The sequence below is a fragment of the Gammaproteobacteria bacterium genome (assembly GCA_029881255.1).
Taxonomy (GTDB): Bacteria; Pseudomonadota; Gammaproteobacteria; order S012-40; family S012-40; genus JAOUMY01.
This window is the reverse complement of sequence record JAOUMY010000001.1, coordinates 534,843-554,838: the sequence shown is the minus strand read 5'-3', so window position 1 is coordinate 554,838 and position 19,996 is coordinate 534,843. Positions and strand designations below refer to the sequence as shown.

Below are 19,996 nucleotides of genomic sequence, written 5' to 3'. Positions count from 1 at the left end.
AATGGTCCCCCTTTCGTTCAGTTAAAGCCGGATGACGCCAAAGCTAATCCCCTGCCTCCCTTTCCGTCCTAAACCTCCCCGAATACCGAAACACCTGTCCAAACAACGGATGCGTCAGCCGAAAGTCCATCTCAAAGTGCCTATCATCAACAGCCCTTTCTACAATGGTTGTGTGACCCAAAACCAGCCATTCAGGAACAGGTATATGCAGTTTTCCCAGTTTGATGATGTAACAGAGTCCACTGTAATAGAGGTCCTCTCCTTCCACCCATACCTCCATCTTTAGGCCAAGCATGGGATTAGTGAATTCGATGAGTTTGTTTTCACCGGCATAGATCCAACGACTATTAAAGGTGCGCAGTCGGGAATCGGGATAATGTAGAGTGCGTCGCCAGTACTGTCTGTCATGTCCGGACTGTTTTTTCACGGTGGTCTTGATACCAACGCCTCGCTTGTTCACCAGGGCACCAAACAGTTTCAACAGATTGAGATAGGGCTGCATGAACCCCGGGTATTCCACATCAAGGTGGCCAATGTCCTGATTGTTGCCATCCTGGTAGTGCCGCTTGAGTGGTGGGGGCAGGGCTTGCCATTGGTCCCCGAGTGCGAGTTTCATGATATTGTGCTGAGCCTTCATTCACCGTCTCCTACTTATGAACCATGAGAAAAACGATAACCAGCATGGTGCTAAAGGCCGGTATGCCTAGCCAAAACCAGATCCGGGCGTAACGCCAGTAGAGGTCTGGAAGTGGGGTATTCGTTTCCAATGCGACAAGAGACAGAGCGCGCATTTTTATTTGTAGCCAAACAACGGGTAACCAGCAGATGCCGGCAAACAGGAACAACAGGATGCTGGTGATGACCCAGTCTGTTGTGATGGGGATGTCCAGAAGATAAACCAGGAGCACACCCGACAGTGGTTGAAAAATGACCGTTGGCGTGGTGAATATCCAGTCGGCAAGTACAACTTGCCTGTTGGTATGATAGATATGCTCAATATTGCCCGTTCTATCACTCATCCATTTGTAAAAGGCGCTGCCAAAGCCAGTGCCAAAGAGCAGAACCATACTCAGGATATGAAAGTACTTGATACTAAGGTACATGCTTCGGTGTCCTTCCTAATAGCTGTGTCATTCTGTCCGGGCTAGCGGTGTTTCCCTTTTGCAGCATTCTGAGATTGTCCGGGTGCAGCATAGGTATGAGCCCTTTCAATAGATGAGCGCCCGCCATGGCAAGCCAAAGTGCCGCAGATAGCGATATCGTTTTGTGTTTACCTTTTTTGTTTCGTAGCGCCTGTAGCCACTGCAAAAAGCTAATGGCTTCAGGGCCAACGACATCAATGATTTGTTGCGTAGGATTGGATGACAGACAAAGCTGTACGACCTCAAGTAGATCATCGATATGCACCGGCTGGATCATCTGCCGACCCCTTGCCACCACCGGAATTAACGGCAGCGATGCCATGGCTTCAAACATGGCGGTGCTGGCCCCGCCGGGACCGTAAACAAGGGAGGGGCGAAGAATAAACCAGTCTAGCGAAGACGTGATGAGCGCCTCGTCTGCCGCTTTTTTGCTCAAATGATAAGCGCTGAATGCACTATCATCCGCACCTAAAGCGGAAATCTGGATAACACGCCTAATTCCCTTTTGTTCACAGGCCTGGAACAAGGCGACAGGGGCGAGATGATGAAGGTTTAGAAAAGACTGCCCTTTCTTTTCTGCGATAATGCCTACCGCATTAATCACGGCATCGATTCCGTCCAGGTTGGGATGCCAGTCCGCTGGCCTGAGCATATTATTGAAGTCGACGCCGTCACGACGACTGACCCCCACCACATGATGACCGGCGGCGGTGAGTTTCCTGGTCAGGTGTTGACCGATAAAGCCTGATGAGCCAGTGAGCAAAATGTTCATAGATCACCTAAATCCGGGGTTTGATGTCCACAGACTAGGTGAAGGTGTCGGACTAAGCCTCCGATTTGATCATTCTGGAATAAAAGGTAAGAAATTGGACTGGCGAGCTAGACTATATCTTTTTGATTTTTCGATATTTGCCGGGCGTCATGCCGCATATCTCATTAAAGGCATCATAAAAGTTGGATTGGGTGGCGAATCCTACGCTCAAGGCGACTGATAGTACTGAGGCAGAGGGCTCATTGGTGAGCATGGCCTTGGCGGCCTCTACTCGGACCTCCCGGAGATAGCGGGAAAAGTTTTTGCCCAAGCGAGTATTGATCAGTTCTGAAAGCTGGTGACCCGATAAATCGAGCTGTTGTGCCAGCTGTTCCAGCTTCAACTCCGGTGAGGTATAGACTTGCTCGGTCTGCATGAGGGTCTCGAGCCGCGATAGTGCCCTGCCACAATCGACCTGGCCGAGTGTTGATACGGCATAGGTTTCCCGCGCTACTTCCGCGACATCGCTCGCCAGGCTTGGCTTTAGATGTAGCAAGATACTCGTTAACAAAAAGCCCAGGCCAATGGCGATGGCATAGAGTTCATAGAAAAGCTGTTCGTTTGATTTGGGAAGCGTGAGTACCAGGGTGACTACACCGAATGCCACCAAAATCACCATGCCCAAAATCGTTATTTCAATCCTGAAGCGACTCCGCTGCATACGTAAGCCGTAAATGCTTTTAATCAACCAGACTAAATAACCAGATCCGAAAGCAAAGGCGAGCGGAAGTGCCAGTTCAGGGTCGACAAGGAAAGCGAGGAAGATAGGCAAGAAATGCATGAATGCAAACCTTCCTGCGCCGGATTTCGCGTGAAGTAAGGGCATGCTGAACAAATAGAATAGCGGCGCCACACAAAAAAGCAGGCCAAGGTATATCAGCGAATGAATGAGATCTGCGACACCAAGCAATAGGCCGGCGTGTAATAGTTGTATTAAGCCAAGGACACTTACCAGGGCAATCCCAGTAAGTTGTGATAATCGGTTTTCAAAGTAATTCTCTGAACGGAAATGGGTGAGACCAATGACCAGGGCAGCGAAAATTGAATATCCGGTGATTAGGGTGGCTAGTGAATGCATGCTTTGATATTACAGGGTTTGGGGTTTTTGTGGTATGAACGTGGCCCGAGCGCCTAAGCAACGTCGGTACAAACACCCAACTAAACACACCAAAAGCAAGCATCCGACAGACATCGCGCTGTGGAAAACTCGGTCACTCTGTTGCCAGTCAGTGAATGGGCAAATGGTTCCAACTCGGAAACGGTCTTTTCAACCAGCTGTCCTTGTAGATTGACGTATGGAAATACCTGAATTTACCTAAAGCCTCTAGATTCGTCACTCGATAAACATAAAGACACTATATAGACACGTTTTCTCTAACCCGTGAACACGCGAACCATGGAATAATCGTACGAACGAAATGATAAGCTGGATTAGGTCCAAGAATGGAATGTGAATCTCCTGTTGTTGGAGAAAATTACTGAAAGCGAGAAACTACGAGAGTGGTTCTCGAACAGGAAATAGAACGTAGAGGGAAATAGAAAAGTCGCTCTAGCAAAAGCGAAATTATTGGTGGTCAGCCGGTGTTTCGCTTAAATAAAGAAAAAGTATGAAGACTTATCGCTCTTATTTTTGGATTGCTTTCGCATTGGTTCTGCCATTGTTATATCACGTAGTATTCCTTGATGACCGTGGCGGTTTACCACTTTTTCGTACCGGAAAATTCATAGTAGTTCTAATTTCATACCTTATATTGATCTCCGTTTCATTGGCTGCGCTTTATGCCCTACTCAAGGGCTTGCTTAATTTCCGAGAAAACCGTAGATCAATGGCCCATGCAGGCACTAAACTGGCAATCATATTTGCGTTAGTCGTATTACCGATAGCCTTTAATGACCAGCAGAGATATGGATGGGACGAAGAAGATTTAAAAAAAACAATGACAGTATCTATTGACGGCGCGGAATTTAGTGTTCCGTTGAAATATTGGTGAGCAACACATCGAAAAGGAAAGAACGTAACCGGTATAGACTTCCTTGCATTGCTACCCGACTTTGAGGGAAGATCCATGGAAAATAAAGAAGAGTTTACGTCGAACAAAAATGGTATGGGTAGAAGAATTCGTATAACGCTTGATATCGTAGAAAACCTGAATCAAAGTTCGTTAGGAAAGTTCGGTGATCGTGGTAACAAGGCAGAGTACATTCAACGTCAAAAACGTCTCCTTGGTCTCACCACCGAGGAAAAACCAATTTCTTCGAAATTCAATTTGAACTATATGGGGAGTCTTTGGAAAAAGGAACTGTATATATCTACAAAGGAAAATGAGTTTATTTACTACGAATGCGATGCTAATCCTGAAGAGGGAAGAGCGTTCTCTCCCAGTTGCGAAACAAAATTCCCGGTGTGGGGGAACGTGGTATTGGAATATAGATTTCATAAAACCTATCTAAAAGATTGGCAAAAAATACACGCTGATGTAATACGTTTTGTGGGCGATATGGAGGTCGGTCCTAATAAGTTGTTTAATCCTGTCTTTGATATTGGCGATTGAGCTATGGTCAATGGATAAGAAGATGATAAAAGGGAACAGACTCCGACGGTACCCCTCATGGCTCACCCTACCCATACCTCCCATCAACCCTCCCCTTAACCAACATCGGCACATACACCCAACTAAACACCCCAAAAGCAAGCATCCAACACCCTTGCGATAGCCCGATCCAGACGCTGATCATGTCCGGCCTTACCAAAGGCAAAAACACCCTGACAACCGCACCGATAGCGGCAGCAAGAAACACCCAAAACAAAATCCCCGGCGGCTGAAAAACATTTCTCCCCGTATGCCCGAGCGCAACACGCGCCGCCATGCCTATCGTCATCAAACCAATTCCACCATAAGCAAACGCATGTGTCGTCAGTGCTGGGCTGATATAACCCTGGTTAGCCAGCGCGACCAATAAAAATCCGATCACGATAAAGCCATACGCGATATAAAGTACCCACAACAACGGTTTTTTCCAGATGCCCGGCGTATGCCAGAGTCTCAGACGCCAGCTGTGTAACAACACGAGGACTATCGCCAACAGACTCGCGATGTGTTTTGCCCCAATGAATACCTGAAAAGCGAACACCTGAAAGATGACAAAGGCTATCGCCAACACGATGACGACATTGTCTAACCACAAATAATTCTTTTGCTTCACCGGCTCATCGACGCCCTTCTCAATAAAAAACGGGATGACGCGTCTGCCCATGAGCAGGATCAAGATGACGATCAAATACAATCCTGCCTTCAGTCCACTTTCAATCCCGGCAATGGTGTAACCGGTCAGGCCGCTGTAAAAAAGCAGATTGGACAGACCAATGAGCAAGACCAGCAGGCAAATGCCGAGTTGGCTCCATTGGCGTACCTTGACTATCGGGTAGAGTATCGACAGGAATAAAAGGAAATCGAAACCGATATCGAGCAGGATCATCGCCTGCATGGCATAAGCGCTGTCGATAAAGGCACACAGGCGGGCAAGCAGCCAGGTACCGGCCAGTATGAGCAGAGGTGCGCCGTGTAAGGTTTGTACATTGGTCCAGTTGCGCGCGGCGGTTAATAAAAAACCGCCAACTACCGCCATGGCGTAACCAAAAACCATCTCGTGCCCATGCCAGACTACAGCCGGGTACTGAGGAATGGCGGGTATGGCGATTGAAAAATGATATTGAAGCGTCCAGAGGGCAATACTTACTAGGGCGAATAAACTGCCTAGGAGAAAGAAGGGGCGAAAGCCTAGGTGGTGGAGTGCGATGGGGTGGTGTTGTTTGGTTTCGATGTTGGTCATGGGGGAGGGGCTCGGTTGGGTTTATGAGTCATTGTGGGCCTTTTTGAGGAGTTAGGAAAATAGTTAAAGCGGAAGACAATGCTACAAAAGAAGGAAGAGCCTTCAAACGCATGTACACAAAATACGAGGCCTGTGATTTACAACTGATGAAAAAGTCGCATTCAAATCTTCCGGCATTCCAAAGAGTTGAGCTTAAGCAAAACGATTCATAGTCAGCGCCACTTCAAAACAAAAATAACAGGGAAGTAGCTATGTCTGGAAAACAGAAGTGTTCTGTTCCAAGTTTTTCTGCTTTCATCGATTTCATCCTGCTGAGCATCAACGTCGACAGGGATGCTCTGGAGACAGATAAAAATTCGAGAAAAGCCGGTTCGACATCAGAATTTGGCAGTCCAAAAGAAACGGGTGTCTCCCCATCGTCAGGGTTTTCCCCTAAAGACTCTCCCCTTCTTGACGATATCATTATTGATACTATATTCTAGCGATGGCGGATATCGAAGAAATCCTTAAGTCTATGAAAAACAGCCCAAAAGGGCAGACTTTCAAAGACTTGAAGAAGGTATGTGTGCACTACTTCGGTGAGCCGCGCCAAAGCGGAGGCAGTCACTGCGTGTTCAAGACCCCGTGGCCGGGCGACCCGAGGGTGAATATCCAAAACCATAAGGGTAAGGCCAAGGCATATCAGGTGAAACAGGTATTGTTAATAATAGAGAAGATAGAGGCGAGCGATGGCCGCTAAGCAAATCCAGGATAAATATGCCTATCGCGTATTATGGTCGGAAGAAGATCAGGAATATGTTGGACTATGTGCCGAGTTTCCTGGTCTGAGTTGGCTTGAATCAACCCAGGAAAAAGCCCTGAAAGGAATCATGACGCTGGTCAACGAAACCATTGACGAATTAAAAACCAACGGCGAACACGTGCCAGAGCCGCTATCGACAAAAACATTCAGCGGCAAGTTCATGGTGAGAGTTCCCCCCGAGATCCATAGACAACTGGCGGTTCAAGCAGCGGAATCCGGCATAAGCCTGAATCGCATTGCGAGTGCAAAGCTTTCGAAATAGCGCAAGCGGGCTCAAAGAAAATTTGCTTTTATTTTTTGAAACAATTATACGATGTTCTCGTCTTCCGTTAGATTAGGATGATATTGGGAAACTGGAACTGATCAAGAAAGCCAATGAAAAAGCAAAACGATAGTCAATCCAACACACAGGCAAGTGATTTCGGTTCGCGGGCAGCAACAGAGCGTGCGCAGATAGAGGACGCTCTCAAATCAACGCCTGCTCAACGTCTGGCGTGGTTGGAAGAAGCGTTAAAACTTGCCTGGTTCGCGAGGAATCAAAAATTATAAAAACCACATAAAGATGTTATCTGACCCCGCTTTATAGTCAATTTTTCCTTTCCTACGCAAACACCATAAGGACAAACATAGATGATAGCAATGCGGCACAAGCTTATTGTGATAATTACGATTATGCTGTTATCAGGCTGCGGAAATCGTGAGGATCGCGACTCAATAACGCAACGTCACGAGTCGGCAGACATACTGACGATCGCCCACGTGAATGGATGCATCAATTGCCACAATTTAGGGGCATCTATCGTGGGACCTGCGTGGATACTCGTAGCGGAACGTTACCGTAATTCTCCGGATGCGAAGGAATATCTCATCGATAAAATCAGACGTGGCGGAAATGGGAATTGGAACGACATTACCGGCGGCGCACAGATGCCTGCACACGGCAATCGAGTGTCGCAGGAACACCTGGAACGACTGGTGACATACATATTGTCGATAGAGAATGTTGGAACGCAGACCAGGGCTGATCTGAAGGAGTAGTATTGTTTTGGTAAATTGCTTCATACCAACCTTATGCTCAATCATCTACGTCGCTTAACCCTGCAACAGCAAGGACTGTCATCCGCTCGTCCTTACGGGAAGGGGAAGCAAGCGGCCCTTAATGCCCTGGAGCATCTGGGTTACATACAAATCGACACCCTTGCCGTGATTGAACGCGCTCATCACCACACACTATGGACGCGTATTCCGGACTACCAACCATCGCACTTATACGATTTAGTCGCGGAACGACAGGCATTTGAGTATTGGTATCACGCGGCATCGTATTTACCCATGAGAGACTATCGATATGCCATGCCGCAGATGATGGCGGTAAAGCGTGGTGAGTTTCCCTATTTGGCAAAGGCAGAAAAGAAATATCTCAATCATGTCATGGAACGAATTCGTCTGGATGGTCCCTTAAAGGCACGAGATTTTGATGTGGTAAAGCGCGGTAGCGGAAGCTGGTGGAATTGGAAGCCTAGCAAACTCGCGCTAGAGACGCTGTTCATGCAGGGCGAGCTTATGGTTACAGGCCGCGAGGGGATGGAAAAAGTTTACGACCTGAGGGAGAGAGTGTTACCAGACACGGTCGAAACCGCGGAGCCTACGCTACACGAATTTGCTGAATACCTGCTGGATACGACGATCCGCGCCTACGGTTTCACGACGCTCAAACAATTAACTCATTTGAGACAGGGCAAGACGCTGCGAAATGCGCTTACTGATCTTATTCAAAATGAAATCGAGCAAGGGGCATTAACTAAGATCTCAGCCGACAGTGGCCCTGTATTGTACACAACCACCACGAATCTTGATGCCAAGCTCAAGCGCCCGGCGGCAAACGTCAAACTGCTTTCGCCATTCGACAACGCCATCATTCACCGTGACAGAATTCAGCGCCTGTTTAATTTTGACTACAAAATGGAATGTTACGTAGCCAAGGAAAAACGCCAGTTCGGCTATTTTTGTCTTCCGATTCTTTATGACGAGAATTTTGTCGGTCGGGTAGACTGCAAAGCACATCGAAACACCGGGAAGTTTGAGCTAATCAGCTTACACATCGAAGCAAAAGACTTAGACCATGATCGGTTTGTTAAGCCATTTACCCAAGCTATCCATCGCTTGGCAGTGTTTAATAATTGTGAAACGATATTGGTTGGAAGCATAAGACCGAAAAAAGTAGAGGGAACACTGCGGAAGGCATTGGGCTAAATCCAGTATGTTGCGTTTTCGTCAGAAATTCCTTGGGTTATTGCACTTGCGCCCATAAGTCGAACCCCGCGAGGGCTTGCTCCAGAACGATACTAACACTGTTGGTTGCAAAGTCCTCGTAATCGTTCCAGTATGGCGACCCAAACTTATTTGTTAAACGGCTTTATCAAGCGCCTGATGACATCATATTCCTCATCGCTGGTATCGGCGAACCCGTCGTACTTCTTGTCCAAGGCCTTGATGACCGACAAGTGGTTTTCATCTTCCTTATTCAATGCCAAAAAGGCCTTTTTGATTTTGGCGGCCATTGTCGGATCTACTTTTTTGCTCACGGCAATATTATAAGGCGGAAGATTGGGCGAAGCGTACAGTATTCTTAATCCCTTTTTTTCCCATTTGAAGGCGGTAGTATCCTTTAATATTCCCGCATCAAAATCGCCATGCAATACGGCATTCGCAATGTTGTCGTAGTGTCCAATGAATTCATAAGAACCCAGCTTTTCCAGTTGAATACCCGACCCGACTACAGCAGCGCGTTGCAAGAGGGCCTTTTTGTCGCCAAAGGCAAAGGATTTACCGGCCAAGTCTTCTACAATCTTTATTGGGCTGTCGTGCTTGACCACAATCATGAGCTGAAACGAAGCCTTGCCGTTGGTTACAGTCTTCGCAATAATCTGTGATTTACCCTTTTTGTGCGCCTTCAAATAGGCAACCGGTGTGAGATAGGCAATGTCCACCTTGTCATCTGCGATTTCATTAATGGCGGCGCCCATGTTCGGAGACAATTTGAGCGTTACAGGTAAACCTAATTCAGTGCTTAAATAGTCGGTTAATGGCGTTAGTCTTTTATACATCACCGCAGGAATATCCATTGCCACAGATCCTAGAATGATTTCTTTCTTCGCTTCCGCAGTTGCTATTGAGGAAAATACAAGCCCTACGATGAGGGCCATCCACTGTCGTTTTGCAGCTATTAGCATTAATCCTCTCCTTTAGCTTCGTGAAATGTTTCCGGTTTGTCTGAATTGTTCCGAAACAGGCAAGTCGTAAAAATGAAAATGGCGATTTCGTCCATTTTCCTTACAGTAATACAATGCTGCATCGGCATTCCGATAGAAGGCATCAACGTTATCCGTTCCTTGCTCATCCGGTATGGTAGCCACGCCTATGCTGACAGTGGTTGTGACGATGTGGTCGCCTACGTCAATGACGGCTCTATTGATCGCCTTCTTAAGTTTTTCAGCCACAATCATCGCCTCTTCTCTACCGGCCCGTTTGCAAAGAACAGCAAACTCCTCCCCACCGATGCGACACAGTACATCGGTTTTTCGTAACTCAGTCTTTAGCACATTCGCCACCGTTTTCAGAACGCTATCTCCGGTTAAATGGCCGTACGTGTCATTGATTCGTTTGAAATGGTCAATGTCTATGATCATGAGACTGTTATTGTCTCCATGCCGCGCCGTCAAACTGACTTCGACTGCGATCAATTCTTCAAAATGACGTCGATTATATAAGCCGGTTAGTGCATCGGTTATCGACAGGATGCGAAACTCTTCATTCATACGCTTGAGTTCGTCAGATTGTTTTTGTAATGCAATATTGGTTTCCCGAAGTCGCGCGTCAGAAAGGTCGATTTTTTCCTGTAGTTGATAGTTCGCTTGGTTGAGTTGTTTTCCAAGCTCGTTAAATTTGTTCGCCAATTGACCAAATTCATCTTTGGAATTCAGAGGAATTTCGGCGACCACATTTCCTCTGTTATCAACGCCTCTATCAAGAGACTCGGAAATAACTTTGACGGGATGTATGATGAGGAATGACAAGGCCACAAATTCGGCAATTGCAATCATGAGAATAATGAAAGCTTCACGGGTGACTAAACTAAATTTTCGCGACTCAAGTTGTTGGGCCGTTTTTTCAGAGTTGAAACTTAGGACAAGTTTGCCCACAACTGAGTCGTCCAAAAGGATGTCTTCTTCAAAATTGAATGTGTTTTTTGCATTGGCATCAGGTTTCTTGCCCTGTTGGCTCATTACCTTGCCTTTTGCATTAGTGACGCGGACATAACTGATCTCGTCAGAACTGACAATTTCTTCAAGAAGTAGTTGAATCGTGTGATAGTCATAGCCAACCACTGAAAACGCTAGCGATTTCGCAACGAACCGGGCAATATCGACACCCCGTTGATTGATCTCTTTCTGAGCACTGTCCTTTTCCTGTTGCAGGGCAAACCAGCCGCTAGCCGTTAGTGCTGAAAGTAAAACGGTTAGCAGCACCATTAACACTTTCTGGCGTATACCCAGATGAAATATGCGTAATTTGTTTGTTTTAGGCATTACCAAGTCTGTTTTGTTTTCTATGCGCGCTGACACTATATAGTTAGGCGGATATTGCCTGAAAATCTTTAGGTTTATTCGGAGCTTAGCGAGCGCCATGGGGGTGTAGTATTGATTGTTTTACGCGCTAACTGCGATGCAATCCGCTCTTTTCCAAAGGTATTTTGACTTACAGAGCGCAGAATTGAAGATGGAAGGTTATAGCAAGTTTATTTGTCGAAAGCGCGAGCGTTCTCCCTAGCCAAGTTATTCGTCACGCCTGTCCAAGACACATTTTAATATTCACCTGCCAATTATGTGGAATAAAAAGAGGCGGTTTGCCTCTGCAGAGCCACTTACTCGCTACCCATGCATGAATTATTTCTCCCCATGAACTAACGCGCTTTACGGGGAAAGCCAGGGTCAGAGAGCAAAAAGGGATTAGAATTTGTCGAGACATTTAAAAGAAAGCGAATCTCTATTGAAACCAAAAGCGAGGACTTCCCCGCATTTTGCTCTATGATCTAAAACGGGAATAGAATCCTTTTTCTGTTTATCCTACATTAAGTCCACACTAAGCCGGAATTCACTAGATGACATCCTTACACTATTCGTATACCAGGATTGCCTCTGAATCAGTCATCCGACTCGCACAAGACCACTACTCTCTTGATGGCGATCTCGACTGTCATTTCTATGTCGCAGGGCTACATGACAACTACATACTCACCAGTAACTTTGAGCAGTATATATTCCGTGTTTATCGAAATACTTGGCGCAGCGAGATAGAAATTCAGTTTGAACTGGAGCTTGTTAAATTCTTGAATGGGAAGAATGCATCGGTAACGCGTCTCGTCCCTACGATCAATAATAAATCCTGCTTCCGTTTAGAGACGTCCGAGGGTGAAAGGTTTTTCGCCTTGTTTCGTTATGCCGAAGGAAATGCGCCGGGAAAAGATCTGACTGCTGAGGAGTCAAACCTGCTGGGTACTGTGGTTGCTCAAATGCATCTGCATGCCGACAAATTTGTTCCTTCTGTCCAAGGGCAGGAACTCGATTTCTCCTACCTTGTCGATCGCTCTTTAGGTCTGATTAAACCCTTTCTTGATGACTGCGACTATGATTTTCTGTGTGAATTGCGTGAGGAAATTTATCCAAAACTTTCCGGACTCGATCGAAGTGGCAGCAAATATGGAATATGTGCCGGCGATATAAACGCCAATAACTTTCATATCAACTTTGACGATAGAATAACCCTTTTTGACTTCGACCAGTGTGGCTATGGCTACCGTTCCTTCGAGATAGCAAAACTCTTTTCTTCGCTTTACAAACACAAAAAGGCCTCCGACATCAGGGCATCCTTTCTGGAGGGATATCAGCAGATAAGAAGACTTGATGAGGATGAATTGGCCGCCATCCCTTTGTTTGAAATCGTTGCCGTGATATGGGTCATGGCGATCAATGCAGAGAATGCCGAGTACATCGGCTACAAACATCTACAAAGTGAATATTGGGACCAGAAAATCGTGGTTTTGCGGGAGTTGTGTCTACATATTGAGAACACCTAAATAGGAGAATGTCTGTCATGTCCGATGCATGGTCATTGTTTTTTAGTCTTATGTTTGGCGTGATCGGCATGGCCTATTTTGCATATGGTAAACGAAATGCGAATTTTGTTGTGTTGATATGTGGCATAGCCTTGATGATTTTTCCTTATGCAGTCGACAGTGCTTACGCATTGTTCGGTATTGGGCTAGCGTTGATGATGGTCCCGAAATTCCTGAAGATATCGTAAATGGATAAAAGAAAGAGTCGCAAAAGGGAGTTTTTCGCTCATGTCCATAAATATATAAGATCCGTAGGGAATCCCGATGGTATTTTTTATGATATTCAAGATGGAGTTAGCTATTTATGATCAAAAATCGCGGCGTAGCTAATCCGCCAATGGTATTTTTTGCACTTGCTGGCTGAGGAATGGTGGCCACTGCGCTATTCAAAGGCCTCAATCAGCAATCTTATCAAGCCCGTACGGCGGCATGTCTTAGTCCTAAAAATTTTGATATGTTGTTGAACATATCATAATTATGCATAACATATTACATTCTGAAATGGCGAATGAAAGGGAAATGGATCATGAGCAGTAAAATCAGCGGTTCCTGTTATTGTGAAAATATACATTTTGAACTAACCGGTAAGCCTAAAATGGTGGTCAACTGCCATTGTGATGATTGTAAAAAGAGAAATGGCACCGCGTTTTCTACCTATATTGCGGTGGCTGAAAACGAACTTCAGTTATCCAAAGGTGAAAACTCGCTAAAACAGTATGAGGCTGACAATGTAGGTATTAAGTACTTTTGTTCTGATTGCGGAAGCCCAATCTACAACAAGAATTTTCGCCTGCCGGGATTGAGTCTTATATTTTTCGGAGCGTTGAGAAATCCAGCAGATTTTAATCCTCAGGTAAATGTCTTTTGCTCAACTAAGGCTGCCTGGGTAGATAATATAAATGCTATCCCAAGTTTTCAGGGTTCAATAGAAAGGTAAAATCTCGAATCAAGCACCAGCAATCTTACCGATTATCCGACCACAACAGCCTCATCTCACGCGCATGTTTTTCGGCAATCCGTTTCGCGTCCTTTCGCGTGAGCAGCGCGCTTATGTTTTGTGCGAGAGCGGGTTTGAATCTATCAGGTGATCTCTGATAATTAGTCAAATGCTTTTCGATTTCAAATAAGAAGGGCAGGTTTGTAAACTCTTCCTTTTCAATATCTGAAAGTGTATTTTGTGATGCCTGGTTTAAGAGTGAGTTCCAGGTTTGAATGGCTTGATTAATCTTTACGCTATTATTTTCAAGTACGCCCATCTCCCACAAAACCGAAGCCTGTGCGAATTGTGCATCATGTATGCGGTATCTATTTGGCGTATTGTTGATAATGTGATCGGTAATCTCGAGTCGTCTCTGGAGATACTTTTTCTGAAGCTCAGCATAGTTGGTCAAATTCTTTGATTCCAACACCGGCTTGTAACGCTCATCAACTCTTCGCAGGGTTTCCACGCGAAGTCGGTTTCCTTTTTCCTTGGAGATTTTTTCATATGTCTTACCAAAGTCAAAATAGACTCTCCAGGCACGCTGTTGGATGTCGTATAGTTCTTGTAGTATGAACAAGAGTTCGGTCGCCGTTTTGCTGCCGTCTAGCTTGGACACTTGATCGAGGGCATTAAATAGAAAGTCCTCTTTGTTCAAATTTTCGAGATAATAGTCCAAATAAAAATAGGTATTGTCGGTGCTAAATGAATAAAGCAAGCGTTCCAGATTTTGATAATAAAGTTCTCTGGTTGCTATGGGTAAATCACCTTTGTTTGGGTCGTATTTGAAATATTTTTGAATAAAGTCGCCGAGTTGCTTTGTTTTGTCCTCTGCCAGGGTTTTGTCGAAATATGCTTGCCGTTCTGCGGGAGGAAAGTTTAGAACGGGAGTACCTTCGACTTCCTCTTCAGCTTTAAATCGAATTTCGAGTGAACTCTTTTTTACTGTCAGCGGATCGCGAAACGCCTCAATGATGTCATTTCGTTCGGTATAGTCTTTCATTTTCTTGTTGGCTTGCTTCAGAATCTCGTGAAAAGGTTTTTCGATATCGTGGATAGTAGGAAAGACCTCCTTGATCACGATATCCTCGTGTTTGCGGTCACGAAACTTGTAGGCATTGCCCACTTCCGTATTAGGCAAAAAGTTTTCATAGGTCTGATGAAAGCCTTGCTGAAATCCCGTATTCTTTTCCAGTCGTTCTAGCAGTTCACCCCATTTGTCTTTGTCAATGCCATCTAATCCACCAGAATCAGCCTGGCTCGCCTCTGGTGAATCGTTCGAATTGCCTATTTCTTGCTCTGTTGTCTGTGAGGATGTACCAGCAGAAAGATTTATATTTATGGCTTCCGGCGCAGACGGTGTATGCAGCCCGGACGGTGTTTCAGTAGAAAAGAGACGATCAAAGAAATCTAAAGGGAAATAGTAGATAAATAGAAAGTGCAAAATCGCTGAAGCAAGCGCTGCTTTTATCAAAAGCGAGAAAATTCTGGCAAACGATGACTGAGGTGTGCTATTTGCTTGAAATTCCGGTGTTAGATTCTCATTGTCCATCTTAAGTCGTTGTCTCTTCACCAGAATTTCAAATGGCTCTGAATGAGCCGTTACTAGTGTAGCGGACACTATTGCCGAGCGCTATAGTCTGCTTATATTGGGGGGGTTGAAAAATAGTTATGCCAGGAATATCTGTCATTGGAGAACAATGCGTAAATTATTTACCACACTGAGGTTATTCAAGGCAGCAAGTTGTTCGTGAACGAAACGAGAATATTGCGCGACAAACAAGAAAAAACATAAAGAAGCTGAGGTATGTGAGGCCTTGCATCTTTCAACAGGATTTAAAAGTCAAATTCACTCTCACGACGGTTTCCACACATTATCAAACGTGTGAAAATTATCGGCGATTATGCCACCTCCGCGCCAAGGTTTTGCGGGTATCCTACAGATGAAAATACAAGAAAGTGTATGGAAGAATTGTTTGATCAAATCGACTTCCAAAACTCGGTAGTTATTTTTATGTTTAAAGATGATGAAGATAATGTCTCTGATTCAGAAAAACGCTAGACATGTGTGTTCAAGTTAGACGTAATGTGTATTATTGCATAACGATAGCGGTCGCAAAGGATCCGGTTGGAAGCGATGTTGAACGATATGGACATGGTGTCAACAGTATTAGTAGTGGGAGTCGTTGCAACTATTACCATGGATATTTGGGCCGTCTTCTTAAGTAAAAGCTTCAAGTTACCCACAACAAACTGGGCCATGGTTGGCCGATGGCTTGGCCATTTGCCTAAAGGAAGGTTCATGCATCGACCAATTTCCAGTAGCAGCAAGATAAATCATGAGTTAGCTGTAGGCTGGGTATTCCATTATGTCGTTGGCTTGGCTTACGCATTTGTCTACCTGATAATCGTTCAAGATAGCCCGAGCCTAATGTCAGCCATTACGTTTGGTCTGGCTACGGTATCCGTTCCTTGGTTGATACTACAGCCCGGTCTTGGATATGGTTGTTTTGCAAGGCTGGCGCCTAAACCGATGGTTTCTCGATTAATAAGCCTATCCATGCATAGTGTTTTCGGTATCGGGCTTTACCTTGGTTGGGTGGTAAAAGACGCATTTTATTAAACAGATAACGGAACGCTCTTTCCTATTTGTCTCGCAAAAAGTATGGTCGTTTTTATCCAAACGAGCCGGTATCATAGGCGATCACGCAAACATTACCGCATAGAAAAAGAGTATTACCATGGCCGAAATAAAAAGATTCAACCCAAACAACGACAAATTCGTAGGAAGCGATTTAGATCAACGCCTTGAAATGGAAGCGAAACTCAAGGATGTGAACAATCGAATCGAATCCCTGGGTGAAGACGGCACGCCATTGGATAAAGCTCTGCTCACCCTGGAAAAGGCGCATGTACTACTGGCTCTGGGTAAAAAGAAGGATATCTGGCCAGACGGTCGCGCAGCATTCGATGTGTTAGTAGAGAATAATCATTGGCAACAGGCGGCTGAGATTTGCGATGTCATGTACCAATCAGAGCAGGAAGAGCCAATCAAAGCGCTGATCCATGGTATCTGGTTGGCGGTTTCTTTCCCGGTGCATCCGGAAGTTAGCATCTCCTTGTTGGAACATTTTGTCGATGAAACACCACCCACCGCCGATGGTGCCGCCGTCGCTGCAGCTACCGCGCATTATCTCGTCGGCCTCCGTGCCTCCGATGAAGAATTCGAGAATTTGAATTTCCTTAGTACTAGTTTGCTGTCCCATGTTGCACGTGGCCACAGTCAGGTTGATACGCAAGATGTAATGGACTTCTGGATGGAAAAACTCGAACTCAAAGATCCCAGTATTTTTCTACCGAGACTGAGCAAAGTCATTAACGCTCTCGTACCAGGTGATGAATGGTGGTACGACCGCGATAAGTTGCGGGAGATGTTTCCGCAGTAATATATTTGCAATGTCTGGGTTCCGAAAGACCCGCATGCAATCAATTAAAACCAGCTTAGTTGCGACTTACGCAGACTGGATGGCTCATCGATCGAGGGAGTTGTCTTTAAGGCAGTAAGGTACCAAAAGCACAGTTTCCCCACGGTGATAGCTTTCATATCCGGTGAATCGAACTGGCATGATTTGCGCCTGATTAAAGATTTAACTTCTATAGGTAATACAATTTCTGTCCGCATTTTATTGTAACTAGCATCTCGGGCAGTGGTCGTTACTATTGTGTGAATGAACAAACATAATTTGGATAGCCGAGAATTAAAAACCTTCTTAAAGGGGTGGTTGCTAACGCTTTGTTTTTTTGCCGTTCCAGTGTTTATCCAATTCAGTATCGTTCTGGAAAATATTGAACCAAAATCGTTTGTTATCCCCCTTATTATCAGCAATACAGCAGGATTTCTTATCGGATGGACAAATGTTCTCCGCCTTCAGTTAAAACTTTCTATTCAGTCACGCAGCCGAATTTTTACCTCGGTAAGCCATGAGTTTCGTACCCCACTTAATGCCATAAATGGCTTTGCACAGCTGTTAATGCTTGAAGATGATATTAAAAATAATGATGTTCTGCGTGACTATGTGAGTGAGATTGAACTGGCGAGTAAGAACTTCTTGATCTTAGTAAACGATATATTGGAATTTGCCGCACTGGAAGAGGGTAAGTTTCGCATTCGATCGGAAAAAGTTCTGGTAGCCGACGTCATTGACGATGTCTTTTCAGCGTTGCGTCCCTTGGTATTAAAAGAAGATATTAGCCTTGGACGAGATTTATCTATGAATGAGTGCGTTATTGCAGACGCCGATCGACTGAGACAGATCATACTCAATTTGGTTGCCAACGCTATAAAGTACAATCGCAAAGGTGGTAGTGTCTTTATCCACGCGCAAAAGAAAACTAAAAAATTGGTCAGGATCTCGGTTGAAGATAACGGCATGGGTATACCTGACGATCGGCTGGAGCTTATCTTCGAGTACTTTGAACGGGCAAATTCGCCACTGAGTTCCGTCGAAGGTACTGGAATTGGTTTGGCGTTGTGCAAGAACCTAATCGAGGCTATGGGTGGAAGCATAGGTTTAAACAGCAGCCAGAGCCGTGGTAGCCGGTTCTGGGTAGAGTTGCCTGCTGCGGAAGCCTGACTCTACATAATTTCCAACCGCGGTAGAGTTTGCTGCAGAGAGAAGTATCCCCTCTTAGAAATAATATGCTAATTTATTGTTTTATATAAATTTTCCGGTTTTAGGACGTGTTGTTAAGAAGCGGTATGCTGTAGCGGGCGTATCTCCTGGCGCGATTGCACAACCATGGGCTGTGCGTTTTCGCAAATATGGTTTTCTTATTATGGGAATTCTTTTGCGTCATCGCATGACCGATAATTTCTCCGTGCTTAGGAAAAACCGAACACATTAACTTAACCAAGGAGAGAACATCATGATTATCGCAAACGTAAAATTCGAAACCGAACTTACAGACGAGCAGGCTATGAAGATCGCAAAAGAGCGTCTGCCTTTATTTCTTGAAGTCCCTGGTCTGATCCAGAAGTACTACGTCAAGAATTCTCAGCCCCATGTGTGGACCGGTGTATATATCTGGGATTCGATGGAGGCCTTGCAAAACTATCGCGAATCGGATCTGGCCAAGAGTATTCCCGCTGCTTATAAAGCCAAGGGTGCGCCACAAATCGAAGTCAATAACGTGCCTATGGCTCTGCGTGGTTAATCGAAGGAGACGACTGTTATGGGATCAGCAGATACGATGAAACCAGAACTCCATGCCCTTATCGGGGCATGGCGTCTCAAGACCTTTCAGATTGAATCATCCAATGGGGAGATTAGCTACCCTTTCGGTGAGTCGGCTCAGGGCGTATTGCTCTACTCACGTTGTGGGCTGGTTTCGGCACAACTGATGAGTGTTGATCGTCCTCAGTTCGAAAGTGGTGACCAACAAGTTGGCACGCCGGCAGAGTTTGAACAGAATTTCAGAAATTGTGTTTCATACTACGGAACGTTCGAGTTAAATGAAGAGGAAGGCTTTGTTATTCATCATGTAGAACGTTCGATGTTTCCCAATTGGGAAGGCAAGCCGCAAAAACGTTTTTTCAAATTGAAAGACAACACACTTCGTATCAGCACTCCGCCAGTTGAATGGGGTAATGATCGCAAATTTGCAACATTGATTTGGGAGCGCGGCTAGGAATAGCCGCATCTCTCTAAATTGTTTTCGCTGGCTAAACTCTATAGAGTGACGTTCTACTATTTTGGGACGATCAATCGAAAATAGAGGTGTGGTATGAAACTACGTGTCGGAATCGCGATATTCGCTTTTTCAGTCTGTTTGCTGCCTACAGGGAGTGTTGCAGACGGAAAACAGGACAACCATGGCAACCACTCCATGGAGAAATCTGGTCATAATCACCACAATGATGAAGGTGGTAAATCAAAACACAAAATGCCGGCCTGGGCGAAAACCTTAACTAAAGCTCAGAAAAAAGCCGTGGATGAGATGCACCACAAGCTGGATAAGGATCAGGCGCCATTTAAACAACAGGAAAAGGATTTGCAGCATGCACTCAACGAGCTAACGGTGAAAGACAATGCTGATCCTGCTCAGATTAACGCCAAGATTGACGAATTGATGGCCGCTAAGAATCAAATTCTGCGTCTGCGCTATGCTCACCTGGTAGAGATGCGCGCCATACTCACCGAAGAGCAACGCCCCTCTTATGATGCCTCGGTGTTGGAACGAGATAAGATCAAATAAA

Annotated in this window: 25 protein-coding genes; 17 read left to right on the top strand and 8 right to left on the bottom strand. The window is 45.3% G+C overall.

Annotated elements, in window-relative coordinates; translation table 11 throughout:
* Window positions 1-43: 43 nt before the first annotated feature.
* The 4 genes from OEZ43_02605 to OEZ43_02590 all read right to left on the bottom strand — a co-directional run bounded on the left by OEZ43_02605 (window position 44) and on the right by OEZ43_02590 (window position 3,031).
* Complete coding sequence (locus OEZ43_02605) at window positions 44-637, bottom strand: DUF4166 domain-containing protein (protein ID MDH5544453.1); 594 nt, start codon at window positions 635-637, stop codon at window positions 44-46.
* A gap of 10 nt (window positions 638-647) precedes the next feature.
* Complete coding sequence (locus OEZ43_02600) at window positions 648-1,103, bottom strand: DUF2269 domain-containing protein (GenBank protein ID MDH5544452.1); 456 nt, start codon at window positions 1,101-1,103, stop codon at window positions 648-650.
* Entirely contained in the window at window positions 1,093-1,914 is an 822-nt protein-coding gene (locus OEZ43_02595; protein ID MDH5544451.1) for an NAD(P)H-binding protein, read from the bottom strand. The genes OEZ43_02600 and OEZ43_02595 overlap by 11 nt, the downstream gene beginning before the upstream one ends.
* Before the next feature lie 112 nt (window positions 1,915-2,026).
* Complete coding sequence (locus tag OEZ43_02590) at window positions 2,027-3,031, bottom strand: helix-turn-helix domain-containing protein (protein ID MDH5544450.1); 1,005 nt, start codon at window positions 3,029-3,031, stop codon at window positions 2,027-2,029.
* A 529-nt stretch (window positions 3,032-3,560) separates the two neighbouring features.
* Here OEZ43_02590 and OEZ43_02585 point away from each other — a divergent pair.
* Window positions 3,561-3,944, top strand: a complete 384-nt coding sequence (locus OEZ43_02585; protein MDH5544449.1) for a hypothetical protein — start codon at window positions 3,561-3,563, stop codon at window positions 3,942-3,944.
* 75 nt (window positions 3,945-4,019) lie between these two features.
* Window positions 4,020-4,505 carry a hypothetical protein gene (locus OEZ43_02580; protein MDH5544448.1) on the top strand — a complete coding sequence of 162 codons (486 nt, stop codon included), beginning with the start codon at window positions 4,020-4,022 and terminating at the stop codon, window positions 4,503-4,505.
* Window positions 4,506-4,572: 67 nt separating this feature from the next.
* Here the strand turns inward: OEZ43_02580 and OEZ43_02575 are convergent, their stop codons facing one another.
* A complete protein-coding gene (locus OEZ43_02575) occupies window positions 4,573-5,784 on the bottom strand; it encodes an NnrS family protein (protein ID MDH5544447.1) in 1,212 nt (403 codons plus the stop codon).
* Window positions 5,785-6,035: 251 nt separating this feature from the next.
* On the opposite strand from OEZ43_02575, the gene OEZ43_02570 reads away from it, so the two are divergent.
* The 6 genes from OEZ43_02570 (at window position 6,036) to OEZ43_02545 (ending at window position 8,839) form a co-directional block, all read left to right on the top strand.
* Window positions 6,036-6,266 carry a hypothetical protein gene (locus OEZ43_02570; protein ID MDH5544446.1) on the top strand — a complete coding sequence of 77 codons (231 nt, stop codon included), beginning with the start codon at window positions 6,036-6,038 and terminating at the stop codon, window positions 6,264-6,266.
* A 2-nt stretch (window positions 6,267-6,268) separates the two neighbouring features.
* Window positions 6,269-6,523, top strand: a complete 255-nt coding sequence (locus OEZ43_02565) for a toxin HicA (protein MDH5544445.1) — start codon at window positions 6,269-6,271, stop codon at window positions 6,521-6,523.
* Window positions 6,513-6,848, top strand: a complete 336-nt coding sequence (locus OEZ43_02560) for a type II toxin-antitoxin system HicB family antitoxin (protein ID MDH5544444.1) — start codon at window positions 6,513-6,515, stop codon at window positions 6,846-6,848. The genes OEZ43_02565 and OEZ43_02560 overlap by 11 nt, the downstream gene beginning before the upstream one ends.
* A 113-nt stretch (window positions 6,849-6,961) precedes the next feature.
* On the top strand, window positions 6,962-7,135 hold the full coding sequence (locus OEZ43_02555) for a hypothetical protein (protein MDH5544443.1): 174 nt from the start codon (window positions 6,962-6,964) through the stop codon (window positions 7,133-7,135).
* A gap of 81 nt (window positions 7,136-7,216) precedes the next feature.
* Window positions 7,217-7,624, top strand: coding sequence for a c-type cytochrome (locus OEZ43_02550; protein MDH5544442.1), 408 nt, complete (start codon window positions 7,217-7,219; stop codon window positions 7,622-7,624).
* Between the two features lie 33 nt (window positions 7,625-7,657).
* Window positions 7,658-8,839, top strand: coding sequence for a winged helix DNA-binding domain-containing protein (locus OEZ43_02545; GenBank protein ID MDH5544441.1), 1,182 nt, complete (start codon window positions 7,658-7,660; stop codon window positions 8,837-8,839).
* A gap of 146 nt (window positions 8,840-8,985) precedes the next feature.
* Here OEZ43_02545 and phnD read toward each other — a convergent pair whose 3' ends face one another.
* Both phnD and OEZ43_02535 read right to left on the bottom strand, forming a co-directional pair.
* Window positions 8,986-9,819, bottom strand: coding sequence for a phosphate/phosphite/phosphonate ABC transporter substrate-binding protein (phnD, locus tag OEZ43_02540; protein ID MDH5544440.1), 834 nt, complete (start codon window positions 9,817-9,819; stop codon window positions 8,986-8,988).
* 12 nt (window positions 9,820-9,831) lie between these two features.
* Window positions 9,832-11,175 carry a diguanylate cyclase gene (locus OEZ43_02535; GenBank protein ID MDH5544439.1) on the bottom strand — a complete coding sequence of 448 codons (1,344 nt, stop codon included), beginning with the start codon at window positions 11,173-11,175 and terminating at the stop codon, window positions 9,832-9,834.
* Between the two features lie 572 nt (window positions 11,176-11,747).
* On the opposite strand from OEZ43_02535, the gene OEZ43_02530 reads away from it, so the two are divergent.
* The 3 genes from OEZ43_02530 to OEZ43_02520 all read left to right on the top strand — a co-directional run bounded on the left by OEZ43_02530 (window position 11,748) and on the right by OEZ43_02520 (window position 13,698).
* A complete protein-coding gene (locus OEZ43_02530; GenBank protein ID MDH5544438.1) occupies window positions 11,748-12,722 on the top strand; it encodes a phosphotransferase in 975 nt (324 codons plus the stop codon).
* Between the two features lie 8 nt (window positions 12,723-12,730).
* Window positions 12,731-12,949 (top strand): hypothetical protein, encoded by a 219-nt coding sequence (locus OEZ43_02525; protein MDH5544437.1) that lies wholly within the window; start codon window positions 12,731-12,733, stop codon window positions 12,947-12,949.
* Window positions 12,950-13,287: 338 nt separating this feature from the next.
* Window positions 13,288-13,698: a GFA family protein gene (locus tag OEZ43_02520; protein MDH5544436.1), complete on the top strand. Its 411-nt coding sequence runs from the start codon at window positions 13,288-13,290 to the stop codon at window positions 13,696-13,698.
* A gap of 25 nt (window positions 13,699-13,723) precedes the next feature.
* On the opposite strand, the gene OEZ43_02515 is transcribed toward OEZ43_02520, so the two are convergent.
* Window positions 13,724-15,313, bottom strand: a complete 1,590-nt coding sequence (locus tag OEZ43_02515; GenBank protein ID MDH5544435.1) for a hypothetical protein — start codon at window positions 15,311-15,313, stop codon at window positions 13,724-13,726.
* Window positions 15,314-15,895: 582 nt separating this feature from the next.
* Between OEZ43_02515 and OEZ43_02510 the strand changes: the two genes are divergently transcribed.
* The 6 genes from OEZ43_02510 (at window position 15,896) to OEZ43_02485 (ending at window position 19,995) form a co-directional block, all read left to right on the top strand.
* A complete protein-coding gene (locus tag OEZ43_02510) occupies window positions 15,896-16,363 on the top strand; it encodes a DUF2938 domain-containing protein (protein ID MDH5544434.1) in 468 nt (155 codons plus the stop codon).
* Window positions 16,364-16,481: 118 nt separating this feature from the next.
* Window positions 16,482-17,186 carry a hypothetical protein gene (locus tag OEZ43_02505; GenBank protein ID MDH5544433.1) on the top strand — a complete coding sequence of 235 codons (705 nt, stop codon included), beginning with the start codon at window positions 16,482-16,484 and terminating at the stop codon, window positions 17,184-17,186.
* Between the two features lie 282 nt (window positions 17,187-17,468).
* Window positions 17,469-18,374: a HAMP domain-containing histidine kinase gene (locus OEZ43_02500; protein ID MDH5544432.1), complete on the top strand. Its 906-nt coding sequence runs from the start codon at window positions 17,469-17,471 to the stop codon at window positions 18,372-18,374.
* 292 nt (window positions 18,375-18,666) lie between these two features.
* Complete coding sequence (locus OEZ43_02495; protein ID MDH5544431.1) at window positions 18,667-18,954, top strand: YdhR family protein; 288 nt, start codon at window positions 18,667-18,669, stop codon at window positions 18,952-18,954.
* An 18-nt stretch (window positions 18,955-18,972) separates the two neighbouring features.
* Window positions 18,973-19,428 carry a lipocalin-like domain-containing protein gene (locus OEZ43_02490; GenBank protein MDH5544430.1) on the top strand — a complete coding sequence of 152 codons (456 nt, stop codon included), beginning with the start codon at window positions 18,973-18,975 and terminating at the stop codon, window positions 19,426-19,428.
* A gap of 96 nt (window positions 19,429-19,524) precedes the next feature.
* Entirely contained in the window at window positions 19,525-19,995 is a 471-nt protein-coding gene (locus tag OEZ43_02485; GenBank protein MDH5544429.1) for a periplasmic heavy metal sensor, read from the top strand.
* Window position 19,996 lies beyond the last annotated feature (1 nt).